Here is a 19,016-nt window from a genome sequence, read left to right on the forward strand (position 1 = left end):
ACAAAAAATATCGTTTGCTCCCCCTCCATCAAAAGCAGGTCGTGGAGCCGCCTTCCTTAAACTCGCCGCAGCAGAGCGGAGGCGATGGGAGGTGTTGGGCGAATTTGCAAAATACGCTTTTTTCGGCCTGAAAAGGAAGCGCCGGGATTTTGAGCGCAGCGTACTCAAGTACGTGAGCATCAAAATCCCGGCGCTGACACATTCGGGGCGGAAAAGTCGGTTTTGTGTAAATGCGGCTGACAGGCTCTCTCCCCACCCCAGGGGTGCTGCCTTCCGCTACACCTTCACCAAACCGTGGCGTATGGCAATCTTGACCAGATCCCCCACCGAACCAGCCTGCAACTTGGTAAGCAGGTTGTATTTGTGGGTTTCCACAGTCTTGGGGCTGATATACAGTTCTGCGGCAATTGTCTTCACACTTTTGCCATCTGCCAGCAGACGAAAAATCTCTTTTTCGCGCGGCGAAAGCGCACTCAGATCAGCCCCGGCATCGGCATTGGCCGTATCAGCCGCCTCACGCCGCTGGCGCAGCATGGCGGCCACACGCCCGCCGGGATCGGGGAAACTCAGAAAAATTTCGCCCTGTCGCACGCTCTCGATGGCCCGCAACAGCACACCGGGGGCCTCAGATTTGCGCACATGGCCCATGATGCCAAGATCAATAAGCTCTGGCAGCCAGCGCTGGTCCTCATGCCCGGTATAAACGAGAATGCGCGTCTTGGGCCGCACCTCAAGCACGGCGCGCCCGGTTTCAAGGCCATTCATGCCGGGCATGCCAAGGTCGAGCACCAGCAGGTGGGGTTGCAGCGAAGCGGCCAGAGCCACGGCCTCGCCACCGTTTTGCGCCATGCCCACAACACGCAGATGCCCATAGGGCGCAAGCAGACTGCGCACGCCCTCCATAAGCAGCTTGTGATCGTCCACCAGCAGGATGCGGTAGATTTCGCCCGGAATATCACCCATAAACACGGCCTTGCGACAGACGCAGCAGATGTTTCGGTCAGCTTACAAAGCAGCGGCCGGAGACACACGCCCCACCAAACGGGCCAAGGGTGACAAATTTTTTATAAAATGAACAGAGAGGCCAGGCCTAAAAAGATAAAAAAACCTGCGCCGTCAGTGATGGTCGTAAGAAAAATGCTCGAAGCCTGAGCAGGATCGCGCCCAAGAGCCCTGAAAATAAGAGGAATAGAGCCGCCAGCCACAGCGCCAAGAAGCATGTCGCACATGAGCGCCCCGCCCATGACCCCGCCAACAATGGCCATGCCGGTAAACCACCAGGCCGCGAAAAAGGCCACCACGGCCATGGCAAAACCGGTGACAATGCCAATCTTGCCCTCACGCACCACGGCCATCCAGGCTTTTTTCTGGTCAAAACGGTCAGTAGCCAACTGGCGGATCATAACCGCCAAGGCCTGCTGCCCGGTATTGCCCGCCTGGTTTGCCACCATGGGCATAAGTACGGCCAGCACGGCCATCTGCGCGATGGACCCTTCGAACATGTACACCACAGAGGCGGAAAGCGCAGAATTGATCATGTTTACAAACAGCCAGGGCAGACGCTTGCGCACACTCTCAAGCCACGGGGTATCCACGCTTTCTTCCGGGTCAGCACCCACCATGCCCAGCATGTCGGCGCTGGCTTCCTCGTGCATGATGTCCATGATATCGTCATAGGTTACCACGCCGAGAATGTGCCCCTCGTTGTCCACAACGGGCATGGCCAGATAATTATAGTGCGAGAGAAGACTGGCAACTTCGCGCTCGTCGGTGTCGTAGGTAACACTCACCACGCTCTGCCCCGCAACGGCTTCACCCACAAGGGTTCCCGGCCGCGCAAGCATGAGGTCGCGCAGCGAAAGCACACCCACAAGCACCTGCTGCTCGTCCACCACATAGGCGTAATAGGGGCTTTCCTTGTCGGCCATTTCGCTGCGGATGTGGGCAATGGCCTCATCCGCCGTAAAGTTCTTTTCCAGCAGGATGAGCTCGGTGTTCATGACACCGCCCGCGGAATCCGGATCAAAATTGAGCAGGCTGCGCAATTCTTCCGAATCTTCGCGGTCGAGCTTTTCCAGCAGGGCATCGCGGTGGTCTTCGTCCAGCTCGTCCAGCACGTCGGCGGCGTCATCGGGCGACATTTCGGCGATAATCTGGGCGGCCACGTCGTCGTCCAGATTTTCCAGCACGTCCACAGCCATGTTTTCGTCCAGCTCGGCCAACGCCTCGGCGGCGTCTTCCTTGGACATGCGGCTCAGCGTGCTGACCTGCTTTTCAAGGCTCAGGTTCTCAAGGTGGTCGGCCATGTCGGCCGGATGCACAAATTCTGCATCAGGAAATTCCACTGAAAAATCGTCATCCAGATCATGGGTCTGATCTGAAACGGCAGAAGTTGTTCTGGCGGAAGAAATATTGCTGCCAGACAAAGACGCAGGGGAGGCTGGTTGCGGCTGTGCAGCGCCAGACTGTTGAGTGCCGGACTGCTCAGCAGGCAAGGGACGGAATTTTTCGTTGTGCAGATCAGCCATGGCGCGCCTTTATCCGGTCTGTACCCAAGGAGGAACTCACGCCCAGAGGCGCAACAAAACAACTAGGAGCAGCAAAGCTCCGCCAAACTGTCGGCAAGATCGGCAGTCTCAAAAACGCGCGCCAGTGGCGGCGATACAGGCCCTGCAGACATATGCGGCTGCCCGGCACAGCACCTGACAGGGCCGCACCGAGGCCTACAACGCGGCCATGGACATCCGCAGGCACTGTCGCCCTGCACTGGGCACTGTAGTACAAAAAAAAGCAGATTGTCGCCAGTCTCGCAGGCTTGTGAAAAAACTCATGATGTCCCGGCAGCTTGACGCGAAACACGGGGCATTCTATCTATTACAGCACACCCGTATCGGGCAACTGCCGCAATCGGGTCATATATACAGTCTTGCGCGGTGCGCAACGCACGCCCTGACGGGCGAGTTTTCACTTAGCACGCACAAGAAATGGGGACAAGCGCAATGTTCACGCCCTGGGCCGCATTTTTCTCTCCGGAAGGTCAGCGGCTGCTTCAAAAATCCATCGACCTCGCCCTTGAGGAAGACGGCCCCGAAATGACCGCCCTCGGTCTTTTCGCCTCCGATGCCTCCATGAACGCAGTCATTCGCGCCAAGGAAGACACACTTGTGGTGGGTCTGCCGGTTATTGGCGCTGTTTTCAAAAATCTTGGCGCGCCCTTTACGTGGCGTGCCCTGGTCAGGGAAGCAAGCCATGTTGCGTCCATGACAGAAGTAGCCCACATCAGCGCCCCTGCCACGGCCATGCTCAAGGCAGAGCGCGTCATTCTCAATTTTATCACCCACCTTTCGGGAATTGCCAACCTCACTTCCTGCTATGTGCGGGAACTGGAGGGCACAGGCGTACGCCTGCTCGACACGCGCAAGACCACACCCGGCCTGCGCTGGCCCGAAAAATACGCGGTGCAGGCGGGCGGCGGTCACAACCACCGCAAAAACCTCACCGAAATGCTCATGCTCAAGGACAACCACATTGATGCCGCTGGTTCCATTACCGCCGCAGTGGCTACGCTCAGGGCGCGTTACACGCCCTGCCCGCCCATTGAGGTGGAATGCCGCACGCTCGACCATGTGCGTGAGGCTGTGGAAGCCCGGGCAGACCGCATCATGATGGACAACATGGACGGCCAGCGTCTTTCGCAGGCCCTTGCCCTTGTGCCCGAGGCCATCGAAACCGAAGTCAGCGGCGGCGTGCGGCTTGATACCATCCGCGCTCTGGCGCTTACAGAACCCCGCAGGCCAGACTTCATTTCGGTCGGCCGGCTCACCCATTCCGCGGTGTCGGCTGATTTCAGCATGACCCTGCGGGCCGTGTAGGCAGGCGCAATTTTACCCGTGCCTGTCGCCATCTGTTCACGCAATGGCCGCCACAAACAGTGGCAACCGTACGGCGGCATTGCGACAGCACCGTGACATCACCGGAACAAATTACGGCTTTTCGCCTCTTCTTTTTTCATATTGCCTTCTGAGGAACCATACTATGCAAGATACAAGCACAGCCATCGCATCCCTGAAAAAGCAGCTGGGCGCGAATTTGTGCATCATGGGTCACCACTACCAGAATGACGCCATCGTGCGCCACTGCGACATTACCGGCGACTCGCTGGAACTTGCCCGCCGCGTGCCCGGCATCGAGGCGGCCCACATCGTCTTTTGCGGCGTGTACTTCATGGGCGAATCGGCCGCCCTGCTTGCCAAGCCCGGCCAGAGCGTGCACCTGCCAAGCATGGATGCCGACTGCCTCATGTCGCGCCAGACGCCAGCCCCCCTCGCCCGAAAGGTACTGGAACAGCTGGCCGCCACAGGCCGCAAGATCATACCGCTGGCATACGTCAACACCGATCTGGCCCTCAAGGCCGTGGTGGGCGAATTTGGCGGCGCGGTGTGCACCTCGGCCAATGCCAAGATCATGATGCGCTGGGCGCTGGATCAGGGCGACGGTGTGCTCTTTCTGCCCGACAGGCATTTGGGCAACAATACCGCAGAAGCTCTCGGCATCGGGGAAAATGAACGCCACGTGCTGCGCGTGGGCGCTGCCGGGCTGGTGCAGCCCGAAACCCAGGCCCTTGACCGCAAGCTGCTGCTGTGGCCCGGCTGTTGCGCCATCCACGCCCGCTTTGAACCCGATGATGTGGAAGCCATACGCGCCGAACATCCCGGTTGCCGCGTTATCGCCCACCCCGAATGCAGGCAGGAAGTTATCGAAGCCTGCGACGGCGCGGGTTCCACCTCGTACCTCATCAAGGAGGCGGCCCGCGTTGCCGCCGAGGCCCCCGGTTCCACCCTTGTTGTAGGCACAGAAAACAATCTTGTGTACCGCCTGGCCGAGCGCCACGCAGGACAGTGCACCATTGTGCCGCTTGGGCACGCTGTTTGCGGCAACATGGCCAAGGTTACGGAAAAGAAGCTTCTGGCCACGCTGCAAAACGTGGCCGCCGGAGCAGCCTCGCCTCTGCAAATAGAGGAGAAACTCTGCCCCCCCGCCCGTCTCTCCCTAACCCGCATGCTAGAAGCCTGCGGAAACTGAGGTTTGCACCGTGAATTCTATTCGCCGTCATGTGCCTGTGCTTATCATTGGCTCAGGCGTTGCCGGGTGCACCGCTGCGCTCACACTGGCCGACTCCGGCTGCGACGTTCTGCTGCTCAACGCTGGCGACAGGCTGGCCGATGGCAACTCAGAACTGGCCCAGGGCGGCATAATCTATCAGGCCACCCCCACGCCAGAGCATCCCTCTGACGCCCAGGCGCTGGAAAAAGACATTCTGGTTGCCGGGCACAATTACAACTACAACAAGGCCGTCAACTTTCTGTGCGCGCAGGGCCCCCTGTGTGTGGACGAGGTACTGATCAACCGCGCCCAGGTTCCCTTTGACCGCAACGAAGACGGCACGTTCAACCTCACCCGCGAGGGCGGGCACTCTACCCCCCGCATTCTGCACTGCGCCGATTTTTCGGGCCGGGCCATCATGGACGGCCTGAGCGCACAGGTCATGGCTCACCCGCGCATCACCCGGCTGCACCGCCGCGCCGCCATCGACCTTTTGACCAGCCACCACCACGCGCGAGCCTCGCAGTACCGCTACGAAGTACGCAACCGCTGCCTCGGCGCCTATGTTCTCAACGAAGAAACCGGCGAAACAGAAACCATTCTGGCCGACTGGACAGTGCTTGCCACCGGCGGCGTGGGGCAGGTTTTTCTGCATTCCACCAATGCCCCCGGCTGCGTGGGCACGGGCGTTTCCATGGCCTTTCGCGCGGGCGTTGACCTCGCCAACCTCGAGTTCATGCAGTTTCACCCCACAGCGCTGTACGAAGAACGCAGCAACCGCCGCTCGCTCATCACCGAGGCCATGCGCGGCGAGGGTGCGCGCTTGCTCGACCACAAGGGCCGCGCCTTTATGAGCGACCACGACCCCAGGGGCGACCTTGCCCCGCGCGATGTGGTAGCCCAGGCCATGATGGACGAAATGCTGCACAACGGCGCGCCCTGCCTGTATCTGGACGTGAGCGGCGTTGAGCAGGATATTCCCACGCGCTTTCCCACCGTGTACGAAAAGTGCCGCGAGGCGGGCATCAACATTCTCAGGGAACCCATTCCCGTGGTTCCGGCCGCCCACTATTTCTGCGGCGGCGTGCTCACCGACATTCATGGCCGCACCTCGCTGCACGGCCTCTACGCCATCGGCGAATGCGCCTGCACCGGTCTGCATGGCGCCAACCGGCTTGCCAGCACCTCGCTGCTTGAGGCACTGGTGTGGGGTGTCAGCAGCGGCAAGGATCTGGCCCACCGCGTGCTGGCCGAAAGCGGTCTGCCCAAGGCTCTGGCCGCAGCTATCCCCGACTGGCGGCACGAAGGCGACGAACGCAGGGACGACCCAGCCCTCGTGGCGCAGGACTGGGCCAACATCCGCAACACCATGTGGAACTATGTGGGCATTGCCCGTACAGAAGCCCGCCTGCGCCGTGCCTTTGAAGACATGCGCGACCTCGTGCGGCATATCCACGACTTTTACAAGCGCACGCGCATATCGCGCCGCCTGGTGGACCTTTTCCACGGTTCGCAAACATCGTATATCATCACTCAGGCCGCGCTGCGCAACAAGGTCAGCATTGGCTGCCACCACCGCGTGGAGTGAGATGCCGATTGACTTGTGCCAGCCAGTTCGCACAGAGTGCTGCGGGGCAGGCTGTAACTGCCGTGTGGGCCGGTTTTACCGCCCGCACACGCCCCGCTGGCAGAACACCTTAATCACGGTCCCACAGGCAGTGGGTGCGGCATGACCGCAAAGCGCCAAGCTGGAGAATCCTGAATGAAAAGAGCCTATCTGGCCGCCGCCGCTGTCATCATGATGGCGGTGGGTGTTATGGGGCTGATGTTTGGCCTGAGCCCCCTCGTTGAAACACAGGTGCACCGGGGCATCCAGAACATCGGCATTTCTGGCGACGGCATCACGACACATGCTGCTGTGGACAGAGTGGAATTTTCGCCTCTCTCGCGCACACTGACCCTCTACGGCCTGCGCCTGCGTGGCGAAACGCCACAGGGCCCTCTTTCATACGAGGTGGCCGAAGCATCGCTGCGCATTCCCCTGCGCATGCTGCTGGCATACACGCCCTTGCGCCCCATGGTGCTCAGGGACGTGGGCATGATGCCCGTGGCAGAAAACATTGTGCTGCGCAACCTGAGCACGCGCTCGCCCGATTTTCGCGCATCAGTGCAGCGCGAGGAAATCAACGAGCTGCGCAGCCAGAGCGAACTGGTGGCCCGGTTTCTGGACGGCGCGCCCATTGACGCGCTGGCCGCCACCTACCAGATGGGCGCAGACAGGGCTCACAGTTTTTTTCTGAGCGTAAACATGCCGGGCAAGGATGGTCTGGCCCAGCTGACCATCAAGGAATCGCGGGTTGAGGGCTGGAACGGCGCGTTCATCTCCCAGATGCGCGTAGACGACATGCAGAGCCGCCTCAATGGGCGTGAGAGCATGCGCATGGCCAGTTTTGAAGCCAGCGACATTACCCTGCCGGAACTTGGGCTCGTGCACCGCCTCATTGACGCCGCCGCCATGGGCGAACAGGACATGGAAGCCGCCGCAAAGGTGGTTGGCCCCATTCTGGAAGAAATATTGGCCGCCGATCCTCCGCTTGTGCGGCAGGTGCGCGCCGACAACATGGCATTCTCGGTGGAAAACGGCAGCGTGACCGTTGACGGCGTGGGCTTTGACTGGCTTTCAAACGCGCCGCGCCACACCAAAAGCTTTATCCGCAACATCTCCGCGCCGCGTGATCTGGTTCAGGCTTCTGCCGACTGTCTTGCGCCCGCCCTCAAGGCGGACCTGACCTTTGAAAGCCTGGCCCAGAGCTCCTCGTCGCACAAAAAAATGCTCACCATCAAGGCCGAAGACCTCGCCGATGTGGACTGCTCGCTTACCCTGTACGATGCGGGCATCATCTCTACCAGCGAACAGGCCCTGTTGCTGCAGAGCTTCAGCGACCTGCACCTTACCATAAAGGATCGCGGAGCCATGGCTTGGGTTGGCCTCAACCTTTCGCCCAACGGGCGTGCCTCGGCAACGGCCATGCATCACGGGCTGGACACGGGGCTGCAGCTGAACCCCACCCCCCAGAACAAGGCCATCCGCGAGGCCCTGCTGACCTTTGTGCAGCGCCCCGGCAAGCTTGAAGCCGCCAGCGTGCGCGGCCAGCGCATAGGCATTTTGCAGCTGCTGGCAGCCCTCAACGACCCCGGCTCGCTGTTTAGCTGTACGGCAACCCCAGGCCCCAAGCTTCTTGAAGAGCAGATCAACGCCCTTGCGGCCCAGGCTGCCCAAACTTCCGCCCCCGCCGAAGCAGCGGGAAAGTAACACATGCGCAAACTCTGCCTTAAAAAAAATGAAGACCGTCGCCTGCGCGCGGGCCACCTGTGGATATTCGCCAACGAAGTGGACGTGAAGCAAAGCCCGCTTACCGACTTTGCCCCCGGCGAGTCCGCAACACTGTGCGACTGGCGCGGCGCACCGCTTGGCAGCGTGTGCGTCAACCCGGCCTCGCTTATCTGCGCCCGCCTGCACAGCCGCAAGCCCGATACCGAGATGGACGAGGCCCTGCTTACCCAAAGGCTGGAATTAGCCCTGGCTCTACGCCAGCGCCTCTACCCCGCCCCCTGGTACCGGCTCTGCCACGGCGAGGGCGACTTTTTGCCCGGCCTTGTCATTGACCGCTACGGCGACCACCTCACCGTGCAGGTTACCACCGCTGGCATGGAACAACGCCGCGAGGCGCTCACCGCCGCCCTGCACACCCTTGTGCGCCCGACTTCCATTCTCTGGGCCAACGATCTTGCAGCGCGCGGGCTCGAAAACCTCGCACGCGAGCAGCAGAGCGAAGGCACCCTGCCCGAACGCCTTGAAGTGCCAGAGGGCGACTGCCGCTTTTACACGCCCTGCGCCACCGGCCAGAAAACAGGCTGGTTTTACGACCAGCGCCCCAACCGGGCTGAGCTTGCGCGCTATGCCAGGGAAGCTGACGTGCTGGATATCTTCAGCTATGTTGGCGGGTTCGGCGTCAGTGCCGCTGCCGCCGGTGCAAAGTCTGTGACCTTTATAGATGCTTCGGCCCAGGCGCTCTCCTTTGCGGAAGAAAACGTAAAGGCCAACGCCCCGACCTGCGAGGCCCAGACCCTCTGCGGCGACGCCTTTGACCTGCTGCGCCAGCTGCGCGACGATGGCCGCCGCTTTCAGGTCATCAGCCTTGATCCACCGGCCTTCATCAAGCGCCGCAAAGACGCGGCCCTTGGGCTGGCCGCATACAAGCAGGCCAACGATCTGGCCGTGCAGCTGCTCGCACCGGGTGGCATACTTGCCACGTCTTCGTGCTCGCACCATCTCGAGGTGCAGGCACTGCGCGGCTGCTTGACGCAGGCCGCCACCAAGCGCAAACTGCATGCCCGTATTCTGTTTGCCGGAGGTCAGGGGCCGGATCATCCCATCCATGCTGCCATGCCCGAAACGGCCTATTTGAAGTGCTTTATTGCCCAGGTGGGCGCTTAACCACAAGGATTTGACATGCTGAACAAAGTTCGCCTGCTCACCCCCGGCCCCACGCCTCTGCCGGAGCGCGTGCGTCTTGTGCTCGCCAAAGACATGATCCACCACCGCAAAAGTGAATTCAAAGCCGTGATGGGCAGGGTTCAGGAGCGGCTGCGCGTGCTGTTCGGCACGAGCGACGTGGTTCTGCCCCTCTCCTGTTCCGGTACGGGTGCCATGACGGCGGCGGTGTACAGCCTGTTTACCCCCGGCCAGCGCGTGCTGGTGGTGGAAGGCGGCAAATTTGGCCAGCGCTGGCGCGAAATTGCCGTTTCACGCGGGCTTGAAACCACCACCATCGAGGTGCCGTGGGGCGAAGCCGTTGATCCGCAGGCCGTGGCCGCAGCCCTCAAGGCCGACCCCTCCATCGCGGGCGTGCTTGTGCAGCATTCCGAAACCTCCACCGGCGTTCTGCACCCGGTGGAAGAAGTGGCGCGCATCACCAGAGAAACCGACACCCTGTTGCTGGTGGACGGCATTTCAGCCGTGAGCCTGGCCCCCTGTCCCATGGACCAGTGGGGTATCGACTGCCTCGTGACCGGCTCGCAAAAGGGCCTCATGCTGCCTCCCGGCCTTGCGCTACTGGCGCTCTCGCCCCGCGCGTGGAAGCGGGCCGAAAATCTCACACCCGGCTGCTTCTATTTTAACCTGCCCAGGGAAAAGGCCAAAATCGCCCAAGGGCAGACCCTGTTTACCTCGGCGGTAAACCTTGTGGTGGGTCTGGACGAAAGCCTCGACATGCTGCTGGAAAACGGCCTTGAAGCCGTTTACGCCAAGCAGTGGGCACTGACCATGCTGACCCGCACGGGCGTGGCGGCCATGGGCCTTGAGCTGTACGCCAAAACCCACTTTGCCTGGGGTATTACCAGCGTCATGCTGCCTGCAGGCGTGGACGGCACCGAAGTACTGCGCATCGCCATGGAAAAATACGGCGTGTGCATGGCTGGCGGGCAGGATCACATGAAGGGTCGCATGGTGCGCATAGGCCACATGGGCTGGGTTGACTGGGCCGATCTGGTGGCCGGTCTGCACGCTCTTAACCGGGGCATCATTGAAGCCGGTGGACACTGCGGATCCCGTGACTATCTTGAAGAAGCGCTGGCCGCATACCGCGCAGCCCTTGCGGGCAAACCGGGCGAAATCCCGCGCCTTGTCCACAGCTAAACTCAAGCGGACGGGGCATTGCAGGCCGCCAGCCCTTGCGCTGGCGGCAAAAGCTTGTATGTTGAAGAAACGTGCAACCTAAACAGTTGTTACCGTAACCGTTTATGAGCCACGAGGTCGCCATGAGTGACAATACCTGCGGCTGCAAGGCCGATGGCCCCATGCCGGAAGTGACGTTTTCCACCTTTATCATTTCTCTGGCATCATCGGCTCTGGTGCATCTGGGCGAAGTGCCTAACCCCGAAACCGGGGGCACCGAAACAACCCTGCCCCTGGCGAAGCACAGCATAGACGTGCTGGAAATGCTGCGCGCCAAGACAGAAAACGGCCTGGAAGAACAGGAGCGCAAACTTCTGGAAAGCATTTTGTACGAACTGCGTATGAAGTTTGTCATAAAGTGCGGCTCTGACTGCGCCTGCCAGTCAAAAAAAGTCTGAGGCACCACGGGGCGTCACGGCACGGAATTTTTGCCATTTGCCGCGTGGCCCCGTCACTACCATTGACCATACAGTTTTAAAGGATCAGCGGCATGAAGACAATCAATGTGGGTCTGGTGGGTATTACCGGCTACGCTGGCATGGAACTGACACGGCTTCTCGTAAGCCACCCCTCCATGCGCCTTGCCATGGCCTGTTCGCGGGCTGAATCGGGCAAGCGGCTGGGCGATTTTTATCCTTTCCTGAACCACATGCCCGGCGCGGATGTGGTGATCAGCGTTTTTGACCCCAAGGAAGCCGCCCGTCAGTGCGATGTGGTTTTTCTTGCCGTTCCCGCTGGCACCGCCATGGACATGGCCGAGCTGCTGCTGCGCGAAGGCGTAAAGGTTGTTGACCTTTCGGCAGACTTTCGCCTGCGCGATCCTGAAACCTACGCCACGTGGTACAAGCGCGAGCACGTATGCAGCGACCTGCTGCACAAGGCCGTTTACGGCCTGCCCGAACTGTACGCCGCTGAAATCGCCAAGGCCAAGCTGATTGCCAACCCCGGCTGCTACCCCACGTCGGTCATTCTTGGGCTGTACGCCGCCATCAAGAATGATCTGGTGCACACCGACGATCTCGTGGTGGACGCCAAATCCGGGGCCACCGGCGCTGGCCGCAAGGCCGTTGTGCCCACGCTTTTCTGCGAAGTTTCCGACAATTTTCGCGCCTACGGCCTGCCCACGCACCGCCATACGCCCGAAATCGAACAGGAAATTTCGCTGCTGGCCGGTCACGACATAACGCTTTCGTTCAACACGCACATTTTGCCCACCAACCGGGGCATTTTGTCCACCATCTACACCAAGCTCAAAAACCCCGCCACCACGATCGACGAAGTGCGCGAGGTCTTTACCCGCACGTGGGAGCACAGCCCCTGGGTGCGTATTTTGCCCAAGGGCGCTCTGCCAGAAACGCGTTTTGTGCGCGGAAGCATGTTCTGCGACCTCGGTCTTGTGGTAGACCCCCGTACAGGGCGGCTGATAATTCTTTCTGCCATCGACAATCTGTGCAGGGGCGCGTCTGGCCAGGCCATGGCCAACGCCAACCTCATGTGCGGGCTGCCGGTGAGTGCAGGGCTCGATATGCTGGCTCCGCTGGCATAAAGGCTGTGAACAGCCTCTGAGACACTGCATACAAACGTTTTTGTATTCAAGGCACGGCAGAAAGGCTTTTTATTCCTGCTAGATGCAACACATGCGCAGCAGCGATAAAAAGCCTTTCGCCATGCCGGAGCCGCCCCCAATTGGCCCGACAGGCCCGGATATTGAGCTTAACATGCAGCAGTAGTTTTGCCCGCCGTAGCTTGGCACGCCGCCAGGGCGGGCTGCAAAAAAAAGGAATGCCCATGCAGCTGGAAACCGCCTTTCAGAACCCGCAGTTGTGTCACAGCCTTCTGGACCGCCTCAACCGTGCCCTTGATGGCCGCAGCATGCGCTTCATGGAAGTATGCGGTACACACACTGTTGCCATTTTTCAAAGTGGTCTGCGTTCACTGCTGCCCTCATCGGTAACCCACCTTTCCGGCCCCGGCTGCCCGGTGTGCGTCACACACGATGCCGAAGTGGCTGCCTTTCTTGACCTTGCAGGGCGTGACCGCGTTATCATAGCCACATTTGGCGACCTTTTGCGCGTACCCGGCCCCAACGGCCTTACGCTCAAGCATGCACAGGCGCAGGGCGCGCGCATAGAAATAGTCTATTCGCCCCTCGACGCCCTTACCCTTGCCGCCGCCAACCCCGGCGACACGGTGGTTTTTCTGGGCATAGGCTTTGAAACCACGGCCCCCACGGTGGCCGCAACCCTGCTGACCGCCCAGCAGCGCGGACTGAACAATTTTTGCGTTCTCTCGTTGCACAAGCTTGTGCCGCCCGCCCTTCGCATCCTGCTTGAAGACAGCGAATGCGGCGTAGAAGCCTTTTTGCTGCCGGGCCACGTGTCCACCATTCTTGGTCTGGAGCCCTACGCATTTCTTGCCCGCGATTTTCACGTTCCCGGCATTGTGGGCGGCTTTCAGCCTGCCGACATTCTGCTGGCGCTCTGCCTCATGGCCGAACAGCTGCGCGATAAAACCCCCGCAGTCACCAATGCCTATCCCCGCGCCGTAGACGACACGGGCAACCCACGCGCCCGCGCCCTGCTGGAACAGTTCTTTGAACCGTCAGACGCCCTGTGGCGCGGCATAGGCTGCATCCCGCAGAGCGGGCTGGCCCTGCGCCCGGAATACGAGAACATGGACGCCATGAAGCGCCTTGGCCTCACCCTGCCGGACGTCCCCCCCCTTCGCGGCTGTCGTTGCGGCGATGTGCTCAAGGGCCGCATCGCCCCGCCAGACTGCCCCCTCTTTGGCAAAAAATGTACGCCCGCCAATCCCGTTGGGCCCTGCATGGTTTCCACTGAGGGCAGCTGCGCCGCCTACTTCAAATATTCGGAGCGATAATGGACGATTGCCTTCTTCTTGATGCGGGCAGCGGCGGTAGGGCCTCGCAACGCCTCATTGCCCAGTGTTTCATGCGCCATTTTGCCAATCCGCTGCTTGAGCGCATGGACGACGCCGCCCTGCTGACCGACATCACCGGGCCGCTGGCCATGAGCACAGATTCCTATACGGTCACGCCTCTGTTTTTTGCCGGCGGCAGCATCGGCACTCTGGCCGTGCATGGCACGGTCAACGATGTGGCCATGATGGGCGCACGCCCCCGCTACCTGAGCTGCGGCTTTATTCTTGAGGAAGGCCTGCCCCTCGAAACCCTAGAACGGGTGGTGGCCGACATGGGCGCAGCCGCCCGAGAAGCCGGGGTGTGCATAGTGACGGGCGACACCAAGGTGGTGCCGCGCGGCGCCTGCGACAAGATATTTATCAATACCACTGGCATAGGCCAGGTTTTTGCCTCTCCCGAGCCCTCTGGTCACAACGCCCGCCCCGGCGATGCAGTGCTGGTCAGCGGGGCCATGGGCGACCACGGGCTTACGGTCATGGGCAGCCGCGAGGGGCTTTCTTTCCTCACGGACGTGTCCTCTGATTCAGCCCCGCTCAACCACATGATCGAAGACATCATCAACACCGTGGGCGAAGTGCACGTACTGCGCGACCCCACACGCGGCGGCCTTGCCACCACGCTCAACGAAATCGCAGAGCAATCGCAGGTTTCCATTGTACTGGACGAAGCCAGCGTGCCCGTACACGAGGCCGTGCGCAACGGCTGCTCCTTTCTGGGTATGGATCCGCTGTATCTGGCCAACGAAGGCAAGTGCATCTGCATTGTGCCCGAGGCCCATGCCGAGGCCGCCCTTGAGGCCATGCGCCGCTCGCCTTTTGGCAAGGAAGCGGCCCGCATCGGCACAGTGAACGAAGGCAAGGCCCAGGTGGCACTGCAAACGCGCATCGGTGGCCGCCGCCTGCTTGGCATGCTGGAAGGCGCACAACTACCCAGAATCTGTTAGTATTTTTTGAGGGGCAGCCCCCCAGAAGCCTGATTGCTGTTTCAAACCTGCGCAGGAATTCCCTGCCTGAAAGGAAATAATATGGATTCCACCTATCAACGCGCCATGAACGCCAGCGTCACCCCGCAGATCTTTTCCACCATGGTCAGCAACGCGCAAAAGGTGGCCGAGGCATTTGCCGGTTCCGGCTCTGCCGGGGCGGATGCCGAAAGCATTGCCGCAGTGTTCAGCCGCATGATGGTTGCGCAGATCGAACTGTTTGAAAAAAAATAGAGTTCTGTTCTCAAATCAAAGAGAGGCCGCCCTCAGGGACGGCCTCTCTTTTGTTATCTGTTCACGGGCTCATGCCGTGCAAAACCTGCCCTAACAATCCGCCCACGACGACATGTCCGTTCCCTTGCGCAGGGCTTCGCGCACGCCAGACCACTGCCTTTCCATGTCTTCCAGCCGGGCCAGCAGGGCATCTTCTGCCGGGGAACGGGCCAGCACCGCCGCCACGGCTCCCTGCTCAAACACCAGCCGCCGGTCAGCCGCAAGTGCCAGCACAGGATCGTGGGTTGCCATGACAATAATCTTGTCCGAGGCCAGCAACAGGTTCAGGGCCTTGCGTTTGTCCACACCCGCATTTTCAATTTCGTCTATGAGCAGCACGGGCGACCAGCTCAGCAGGGCCGTATCAGCAATCATAAGGGCGCGCGACTGCCCGCCGGAGAGCTGGGTAAGCTGGGTGCAGGCCTGAAAGGGCTCGCCCGCCAGCTCGTTGGCCGCTTCAAAAACCCGTCGGGCGGCACCTTCCGCGTCTGCCACCTCGCGGCTCAGGGCATGGGTGCGCAAAAAATCCATCACGCCCATATCGAGTACAAAATTCATATTCTGGGTCAGCTGGGCCACCAGCCGCCCCTGCAGGTCAAAACGCGTGTCTTCGTCCGGGGCCGCGCCGTTGAGCAGCACAGTGCGGCCAGTGGGCGTATCACCCGCCGCCAGCGCTTCTATATCGCCCAAAAAGCGGCTTTTGCCCGCACCCGTCGGCCCCAGCAAGGCGGTGATCTCACCGGGCTTAAAATGTATATATGCCCTTTCCGGCTGGCCCGCCTTGTCACGCCCGGGGGTCAGGCTCAGACAGCTGAGGGCAAGCTCAGAACTTTCATTCACCATTTTCAAGCTCATGGCCGCCTCCAAAATCCGCCTTTTTGACATTGCCCTTCTGATAGCGCGCGCCAATGCGCATCTCGCTCAGGCAGTACGAGCAGATGGCGGCTGGCATGGCAAAACGTAGCCGCATGTCGGTGACAGAGGCAATACCGGGCGCAACCGCCACAATGGATGCCAGCTCAGCGCAGCCCTGGCCGGTCAGCCCGTTTACGTGCCTGATCACGGCCCGCGGGTTCATCTGGCGAATGCGGTAGCGGTACACCTCTCGCTCTGCCTGCGAAACCAGATCGCCCTTGGTCACGGCCACCACATCGGCCAACCGCAGCATGGGGCCGATTTTTTCCGGCGCGTCTATGCCCATGAGGTTGTCGATGACGCACAGGGCCAGAGCCCCGCGCAAATGGGGCGAGCAGCGGTTGCACAGGCCTGCTGTTTCAATGATGCACATGTCTGCCCCAGTCTGGGCGGCCCAGTCAAAGGCTTCCTCCAGATTGGTGGCAAAAAAGTGGTCGGGGCACAGCCCGCCGGAAAGAGCCACTGTAACAGGAATGCCAGCTGCTGTGTACAGATCGTCGTCGCGGCTTTGCAGGCAGTCGAACTTGATCACCGCGCAGCTGATATCCCGGCTTTTCAGACTTGCGCCAGCCCTGACCACCAGCGAGGTTTTGCCACACGAGGGTGGCCCGGCCACGGTTACGAGCCGCATGCCGCACCCGCCTGCAGCCGCCGGAACTTCAGGGCCAGAATATCCCGCAGGCTGTTGACATCGTTGTTTTCCACAAAGTCCCAGCCCACCCACTTGAGCCGGGCATGGTGCGGCAGACGCGAGGGACGCGAGCCGTCCATGGGAACAAACCAGGCAGCGCTGCCGATGTCGCCAAAGCCGTTGGCAAAAAAATTCAGCAGCGGTGCAAGGCGCTCTTTTTCGCTTTTTTTGGCCAGCAGGTAGAGCGGGCTTGCCGCAGCGCCATCCTCCGGCCACACCACTTCAACGTGGCCTGGCAGCTTGGTGCTTTCGGCAAAAAACAGGGGGATGATAAAAATACCGCCTGCATCGGGGGCGGCAGAGCCGCAGACCTTTGCCATGCGCGAAGAGTGCATGAAGCTTTTGATGTTTGCGGCAAGGCCGGTAACGCCCGGCTCGCCGTAGTCCTTGTACTGATTGAGCAGCACGGCGTCGGCCATGTCATCGCCGTCGCCGCACATGACAACCTGACCCCGGTAGCGTGGGTGCGTCAGGTCTTCCCAGTTGCGGGGGGCTGGCAGGCCATCCAGTTTTTTGTGGTCTATCAGAAAAATATAGGGCGTCACGCCGTAGATGGTGTAGGCCCCGGCGGGGTCAACCAGCCCGGCCTCGGCATACAGGGGGTTGAGTACCCGTGGCTGTACGCTTTCAAAAATCCCGGTCTGCACAAAACGCCGCACAAATTCGCCACGCCAGAAATCGCCGTAGCCGATGGAGGCAATGACCGAGGGCAAACGGCTCTCGTCCGTTTCCATATACAGGGGGTCGTAGGGGTCAACCGAGGTGCAGCCCATGGGAATATGGGTTGTGAGCGCGGGGTTTTGCGCCGCTGCTATAGCCTCTATACGCTCCTTCACCACCAGCTTGACCGGGCAGGGCGCGTAGAGCAGCAGGTCAGCCTTGCCCGGAGCGGAGGCTTCGTCTGTCTGCTGCCATGACTGCATGAGGTGCTCAAGCCTTTTCATAGTGCCTCTTTCCGCAAAAAGTTTGGGGGCCGCTTATGAAAGAGCAAAGAACGTGCCGCGCGTATAAGCCTGTAACATGCTTTATTTCATAGCAATTTTAAGCGCATACAATCCGTCAGCACCAACAATATTGTACTGCAAAACAAAATTGTGCATGCGCAGGGCTAACTGATGGCGCTGACCAGCAACATGATGTTGAGCACTGTAACAATGCCGGTGAGGGTATACAGCAGCAGCCTCGTTCCTTTGCCGTTGGCATATTTGCCCATGACCTTGGGGGACGAAGTAAGCGTGACCAGTGAAATCATGGTGATGGGTAGCTGCACCGAAAGGGCCATCTGCGAAAGCAGCAAACCCTTGAAGGGATCGCTGGTCAGCCAGATGAGCACCAGGCCGCACCCCAGCGAACCCACAATGCCCATGACGCTGTGTCTGTCCTTGGTATTGTAGGGTTCGCCAGCCATGCCAGAGGTCATAATGCCCCCGGCCATGCCCGAAGTGACCGACGAAGCCACGCCCGCAAACAGCAGGGCCACGGCAAACACCACCGACGCGCCATCGCCCAGCAGGGGCCGCAGCAGATCACGGGCCTGTTCCAGTTCCGTAACCTGTTGCCCCGCCACCCAGAATACCGCAGCGGCCAGAATGATCATGGCGCTGTTGATGGCCCAGCCCACCAGCATGGCAAAGAGCGTGTCAAAAAATTCGTAGTCGAGCCTTTTTTTGATAAAGTCGTCGCCCTCCAGGTTCCACTGACGGCTCTGGATTATTTCGGAGTGCAAAAAAAGGTTGTGCGGCATGACCACCGCGCCCAGCACGCTCATGATCACAAGCATGGAGCCTTCAGGGAAACTGGGCTTTACCCAGCCAACAGCGGCCTGTGGCACCCACCCTGCGGGCACAAGCCACAGCTCGTACAAAAAGGCCAGGCCAATCACCGACACAAAACCGATGATCCATTTTTCAACCTTGTTGTACGAATTGAACAGCAGCAGGGCTGCCGCCAGCACGGCTGTAAGGGTTGCCCCCACCGGCAGAGGTATGGAAAAGAGCATACGCAGGGCTATGGCCCCGCCAAGAATTTCGGCCATGCTGGTCATGACTGATGCGCCAAAGGCGCTCATCAGCACCAGCCGCCCTATGGCGCAGGGAAAATATTCTGTAATGGCCTCGGCCATGCATTTGCCGGTCACAATGCCCAGGTGCGCCGCATTGTGCTGCAGGACAATGAGCATAAAGGTAGAAAGGCTCACCATCCACAGCAGGGTATAGCCGTATTCCGCCCCGGCAGCCAGATTGGCCGCCCAGTTCCCGGGATCGATAAAGCCCACGGTCACCAGCAGACCCGGGCCCACAAACTTTAAAAATTCTTCGCTGCTATGGGTAATGCCAGAAACGGTGCACGCACTCCAAAAATTTTTTACGCCCAT

17 protein-coding genes are annotated in these 19,016 nt (G+C 60.4%); 11 read left to right on the forward strand and 6 right to left on the reverse strand.

Annotated elements, in window-relative coordinates:
* Positions 1 to 276 precede the first annotated feature (276 nt).
* Positions 277 to 963 (reverse strand): response regulator transcription factor, encoded by a 687-nt coding sequence (locus tag F8N36_RS11115; protein WP_291332881.1) that lies wholly within the window; start codon positions 961 to 963, stop codon positions 277 to 279.
* 101 nt (positions 964 to 1,064) lie between these two features.
* Positions 1,065 to 2,528, reverse strand: a complete 1,464-nt coding sequence (mgtE, locus tag F8N36_RS11120; RefSeq protein ID WP_291332882.1) for a magnesium transporter — start codon at positions 2,526 to 2,528, stop codon at positions 1,065 to 1,067.
* 471 nt (positions 2,529 to 2,999) lie between these two features.
* On the opposite strand from mgtE, the gene nadC reads away from it, so the two are divergent.
* The 11 genes from nadC (at position 3,000) to F8N36_RS11175 (ending at position 14,997) form a co-directional block, all read left to right on the forward strand.
* Complete coding sequence (gene nadC / locus F8N36_RS11125; RefSeq protein ID WP_291332883.1) at positions 3,000 to 3,872, forward strand: carboxylating nicotinate-nucleotide diphosphorylase; 873 nt, start codon at positions 3,000 to 3,002, stop codon at positions 3,870 to 3,872.
* Positions 3,873 to 4,035: 163 nt separating this feature from the next.
* Positions 4,036 to 5,082, forward strand: a complete 1,047-nt coding sequence (nadA, locus tag F8N36_RS11130) for a quinolinate synthase NadA (protein ID WP_291332884.1) — start codon at positions 4,036 to 4,038, stop codon at positions 5,080 to 5,082.
* Between the two features lie 10 nt (positions 5,083 to 5,092).
* Positions 5,093 to 6,691 (forward strand): L-aspartate oxidase, encoded by a 1,599-nt coding sequence (gene nadB / locus F8N36_RS11135; RefSeq protein ID WP_291332885.1) that lies wholly within the window; start codon positions 5,093 to 5,095, stop codon positions 6,689 to 6,691.
* Positions 6,692 to 6,865: 174 nt separating this feature from the next.
* Positions 6,866 to 8,416 (forward strand): hypothetical protein, encoded by a 1,551-nt coding sequence (locus F8N36_RS11140; protein ID WP_291332886.1) that lies wholly within the window; start codon positions 6,866 to 6,868, stop codon positions 8,414 to 8,416.
* A 3-nt stretch (positions 8,417 to 8,419) separates the two neighbouring features.
* Complete coding sequence (locus tag F8N36_RS11145) at positions 8,420 to 9,601, forward strand: class I SAM-dependent rRNA methyltransferase (protein WP_291332887.1); 1,182 nt, start codon at positions 8,420 to 8,422, stop codon at positions 9,599 to 9,601.
* A 15-nt stretch (positions 9,602 to 9,616) separates the two neighbouring features.
* Positions 9,617 to 10,801, forward strand: a complete 1,185-nt coding sequence (locus F8N36_RS11150; RefSeq protein ID WP_291332888.1) for an alanine--glyoxylate aminotransferase family protein — start codon at positions 9,617 to 9,619, stop codon at positions 10,799 to 10,801.
* Between the two features lie 122 nt (positions 10,802 to 10,923).
* On the forward strand, positions 10,924 to 11,238 hold the full coding sequence (locus tag F8N36_RS11155; protein WP_291332889.1) for a DUF1844 domain-containing protein: 315 nt from the start codon (positions 10,924 to 10,926) through the stop codon (positions 11,236 to 11,238).
* Positions 11,239 to 11,330: 92 nt separating this feature from the next.
* Positions 11,331 to 12,386 carry an N-acetyl-gamma-glutamyl-phosphate reductase gene (gene argC / locus F8N36_RS11160; protein WP_291332890.1) on the forward strand — a complete coding sequence of 352 codons (1,056 nt, stop codon included), beginning with the start codon at positions 11,331 to 11,333 and terminating at the stop codon, positions 12,384 to 12,386.
* Between the two features lie 242 nt (positions 12,387 to 12,628).
* Entirely contained in the window at positions 12,629 to 13,720 is a 1,092-nt protein-coding gene (hypD, locus tag F8N36_RS11165) for a hydrogenase formation protein HypD (RefSeq protein WP_291332891.1), read from the forward strand.
* The gene (gene hypE, locus F8N36_RS11170) at positions 13,720 to 14,724 is read left to right on the forward strand and encodes a hydrogenase expression/formation protein HypE (protein ID WP_291332892.1); all 1,005 of its coding nucleotides are present in this window, start codon (positions 13,720 to 13,722) and stop codon (positions 14,722 to 14,724) included. Before hypD ends, hypE begins: the two co-directional genes overlap by 1 nt.
* A gap of 81 nt (positions 14,725 to 14,805) precedes the next feature.
* A complete protein-coding gene (locus tag F8N36_RS11175) occupies positions 14,806 to 14,997 on the forward strand; it encodes a hypothetical protein (RefSeq protein WP_291332893.1) in 192 nt (63 codons plus the stop codon).
* A 90-nt stretch (positions 14,998 to 15,087) separates the two neighbouring features.
* Here the strand turns inward: F8N36_RS11175 and F8N36_RS11180 are convergent, their stop codons facing one another.
* From F8N36_RS11180 to F8N36_RS11195, 4 genes are all read right to left on the reverse strand, one after another.
* Entirely contained in the window at positions 15,088 to 15,891 is an 804-nt protein-coding gene (locus F8N36_RS11180; RefSeq protein WP_291332894.1) for an ATP-binding cassette domain-containing protein, read from the reverse strand.
* Positions 15,869 to 16,582, reverse strand: a complete 714-nt coding sequence (locus F8N36_RS11185; RefSeq protein ID WP_291332895.1) for a GTP-binding protein — start codon at positions 16,580 to 16,582, stop codon at positions 15,869 to 15,871. Before F8N36_RS11185 ends, F8N36_RS11180 begins: the two co-directional genes overlap by 23 nt.
* On the reverse strand, positions 16,570 to 17,586 hold the full coding sequence (locus F8N36_RS11190) for an ABC transporter substrate-binding protein (RefSeq protein WP_291332896.1): 1,017 nt from the start codon (positions 17,584 to 17,586) through the stop codon (positions 16,570 to 16,572). Before F8N36_RS11190 ends, F8N36_RS11185 begins: the two co-directional genes overlap by 13 nt.
* Positions 17,587 to 17,750: 164 nt before the next feature.
* Positions 17,751 to 19,016 carry an Nramp family divalent metal transporter gene (locus tag F8N36_RS11195; protein ID WP_291332897.1) on the reverse strand — a complete coding sequence of 422 codons (1,266 nt, stop codon included), beginning with the start codon at positions 19,014 to 19,016 and terminating at the stop codon, positions 17,751 to 17,753.

Source organism: Desulfovibrio sp., assembly GCF_009712225.1.
In the GTDB taxonomy this organism is placed as follows: domain Bacteria; phylum Desulfobacterota; class Desulfovibrionia; order Desulfovibrionales; family Desulfovibrionaceae; genus Desulfovibrio.

What these genes read in the sequence shown, in the direction of transcription:
- F8N36_RS11190 (WP_291332896.1), bottom strand. Translation starts at nt 17,586, where the DNA reads ATGAAAAGGCTTGAGCACCTCATGCAGTCATGGCAGCAGACAGACGAA.
- F8N36_RS11195 (WP_291332897.1), bottom strand. Translation starts at nt 19,016, where the DNA reads ATGGGCGTAAAAAATTTTTGGAGTGCGTGCACCGTTTCTGGCATTACC.
- hypE (WP_291332892.1), top strand. Translation starts at nt 13,720, where the DNA reads ATGGACGATTGCCTTCTTCTTGATGCGGGCAGCGGCGGTAGGGCCTCG.
- F8N36_RS11180 (WP_291332894.1), bottom strand. Translation starts at nt 15,891, where the DNA reads ATGAGCTTGAAAATGGTGAATGAAAGTTCTGAGCTTGCCCTCAGCTGT.
- mgtE (WP_291332882.1), bottom strand. Translation starts at nt 2,528, where the DNA reads ATGGCTGATCTGCACAACGAAAAATTCCGTCCCTTGCCTGCTGAGCAG.
- F8N36_RS11155 (WP_291332889.1), top strand. Translation starts at nt 10,924, where the DNA reads ATGAGTGACAATACCTGCGGCTGCAAGGCCGATGGCCCCATGCCGGAA.
- F8N36_RS11140 (WP_291332886.1), top strand. Translation starts at nt 6,866, where the DNA reads ATGAAAAGAGCCTATCTGGCCGCCGCCGCTGTCATCATGATGGCGGTG.
- F8N36_RS11145 (WP_291332887.1), top strand. Translation starts at nt 8,420, where the DNA reads ATGCGCAAACTCTGCCTTAAAAAAAATGAAGACCGTCGCCTGCGCGCG.
- nadA (WP_291332884.1), top strand. Translation starts at nt 4,036, where the DNA reads ATGCAAGATACAAGCACAGCCATCGCATCCCTGAAAAAGCAGCTGGGC.
- F8N36_RS11175 (WP_291332893.1), top strand. Translation starts at nt 14,806, where the DNA reads ATGGATTCCACCTATCAACGCGCCATGAACGCCAGCGTCACCCCGCAG.
- F8N36_RS11115 (WP_291332881.1), bottom strand. Translation starts at nt 963, where the DNA reads ATGGGTGATATTCCGGGCGAAATCTACCGCATCCTGCTGGTGGACGAT.
- F8N36_RS11150 (WP_291332888.1), top strand. Translation starts at nt 9,617, where the DNA reads ATGCTGAACAAAGTTCGCCTGCTCACCCCCGGCCCCACGCCTCTGCCG.
- nadC (WP_291332883.1), top strand. Translation starts at nt 3,000, where the DNA reads ATGTTCACGCCCTGGGCCGCATTTTTCTCTCCGGAAGGTCAGCGGCTG.
- hypD (WP_291332891.1), top strand. Translation starts at nt 12,629, where the DNA reads ATGCAGCTGGAAACCGCCTTTCAGAACCCGCAGTTGTGTCACAGCCTT.
- F8N36_RS11185 (WP_291332895.1), bottom strand. Translation starts at nt 16,582, where the DNA reads ATGCGGCTCGTAACCGTGGCCGGGCCACCCTCGTGTGGCAAAACCTCG.
- argC (WP_291332890.1), top strand. Translation starts at nt 11,331, where the DNA reads ATGAAGACAATCAATGTGGGTCTGGTGGGTATTACCGGCTACGCTGGC.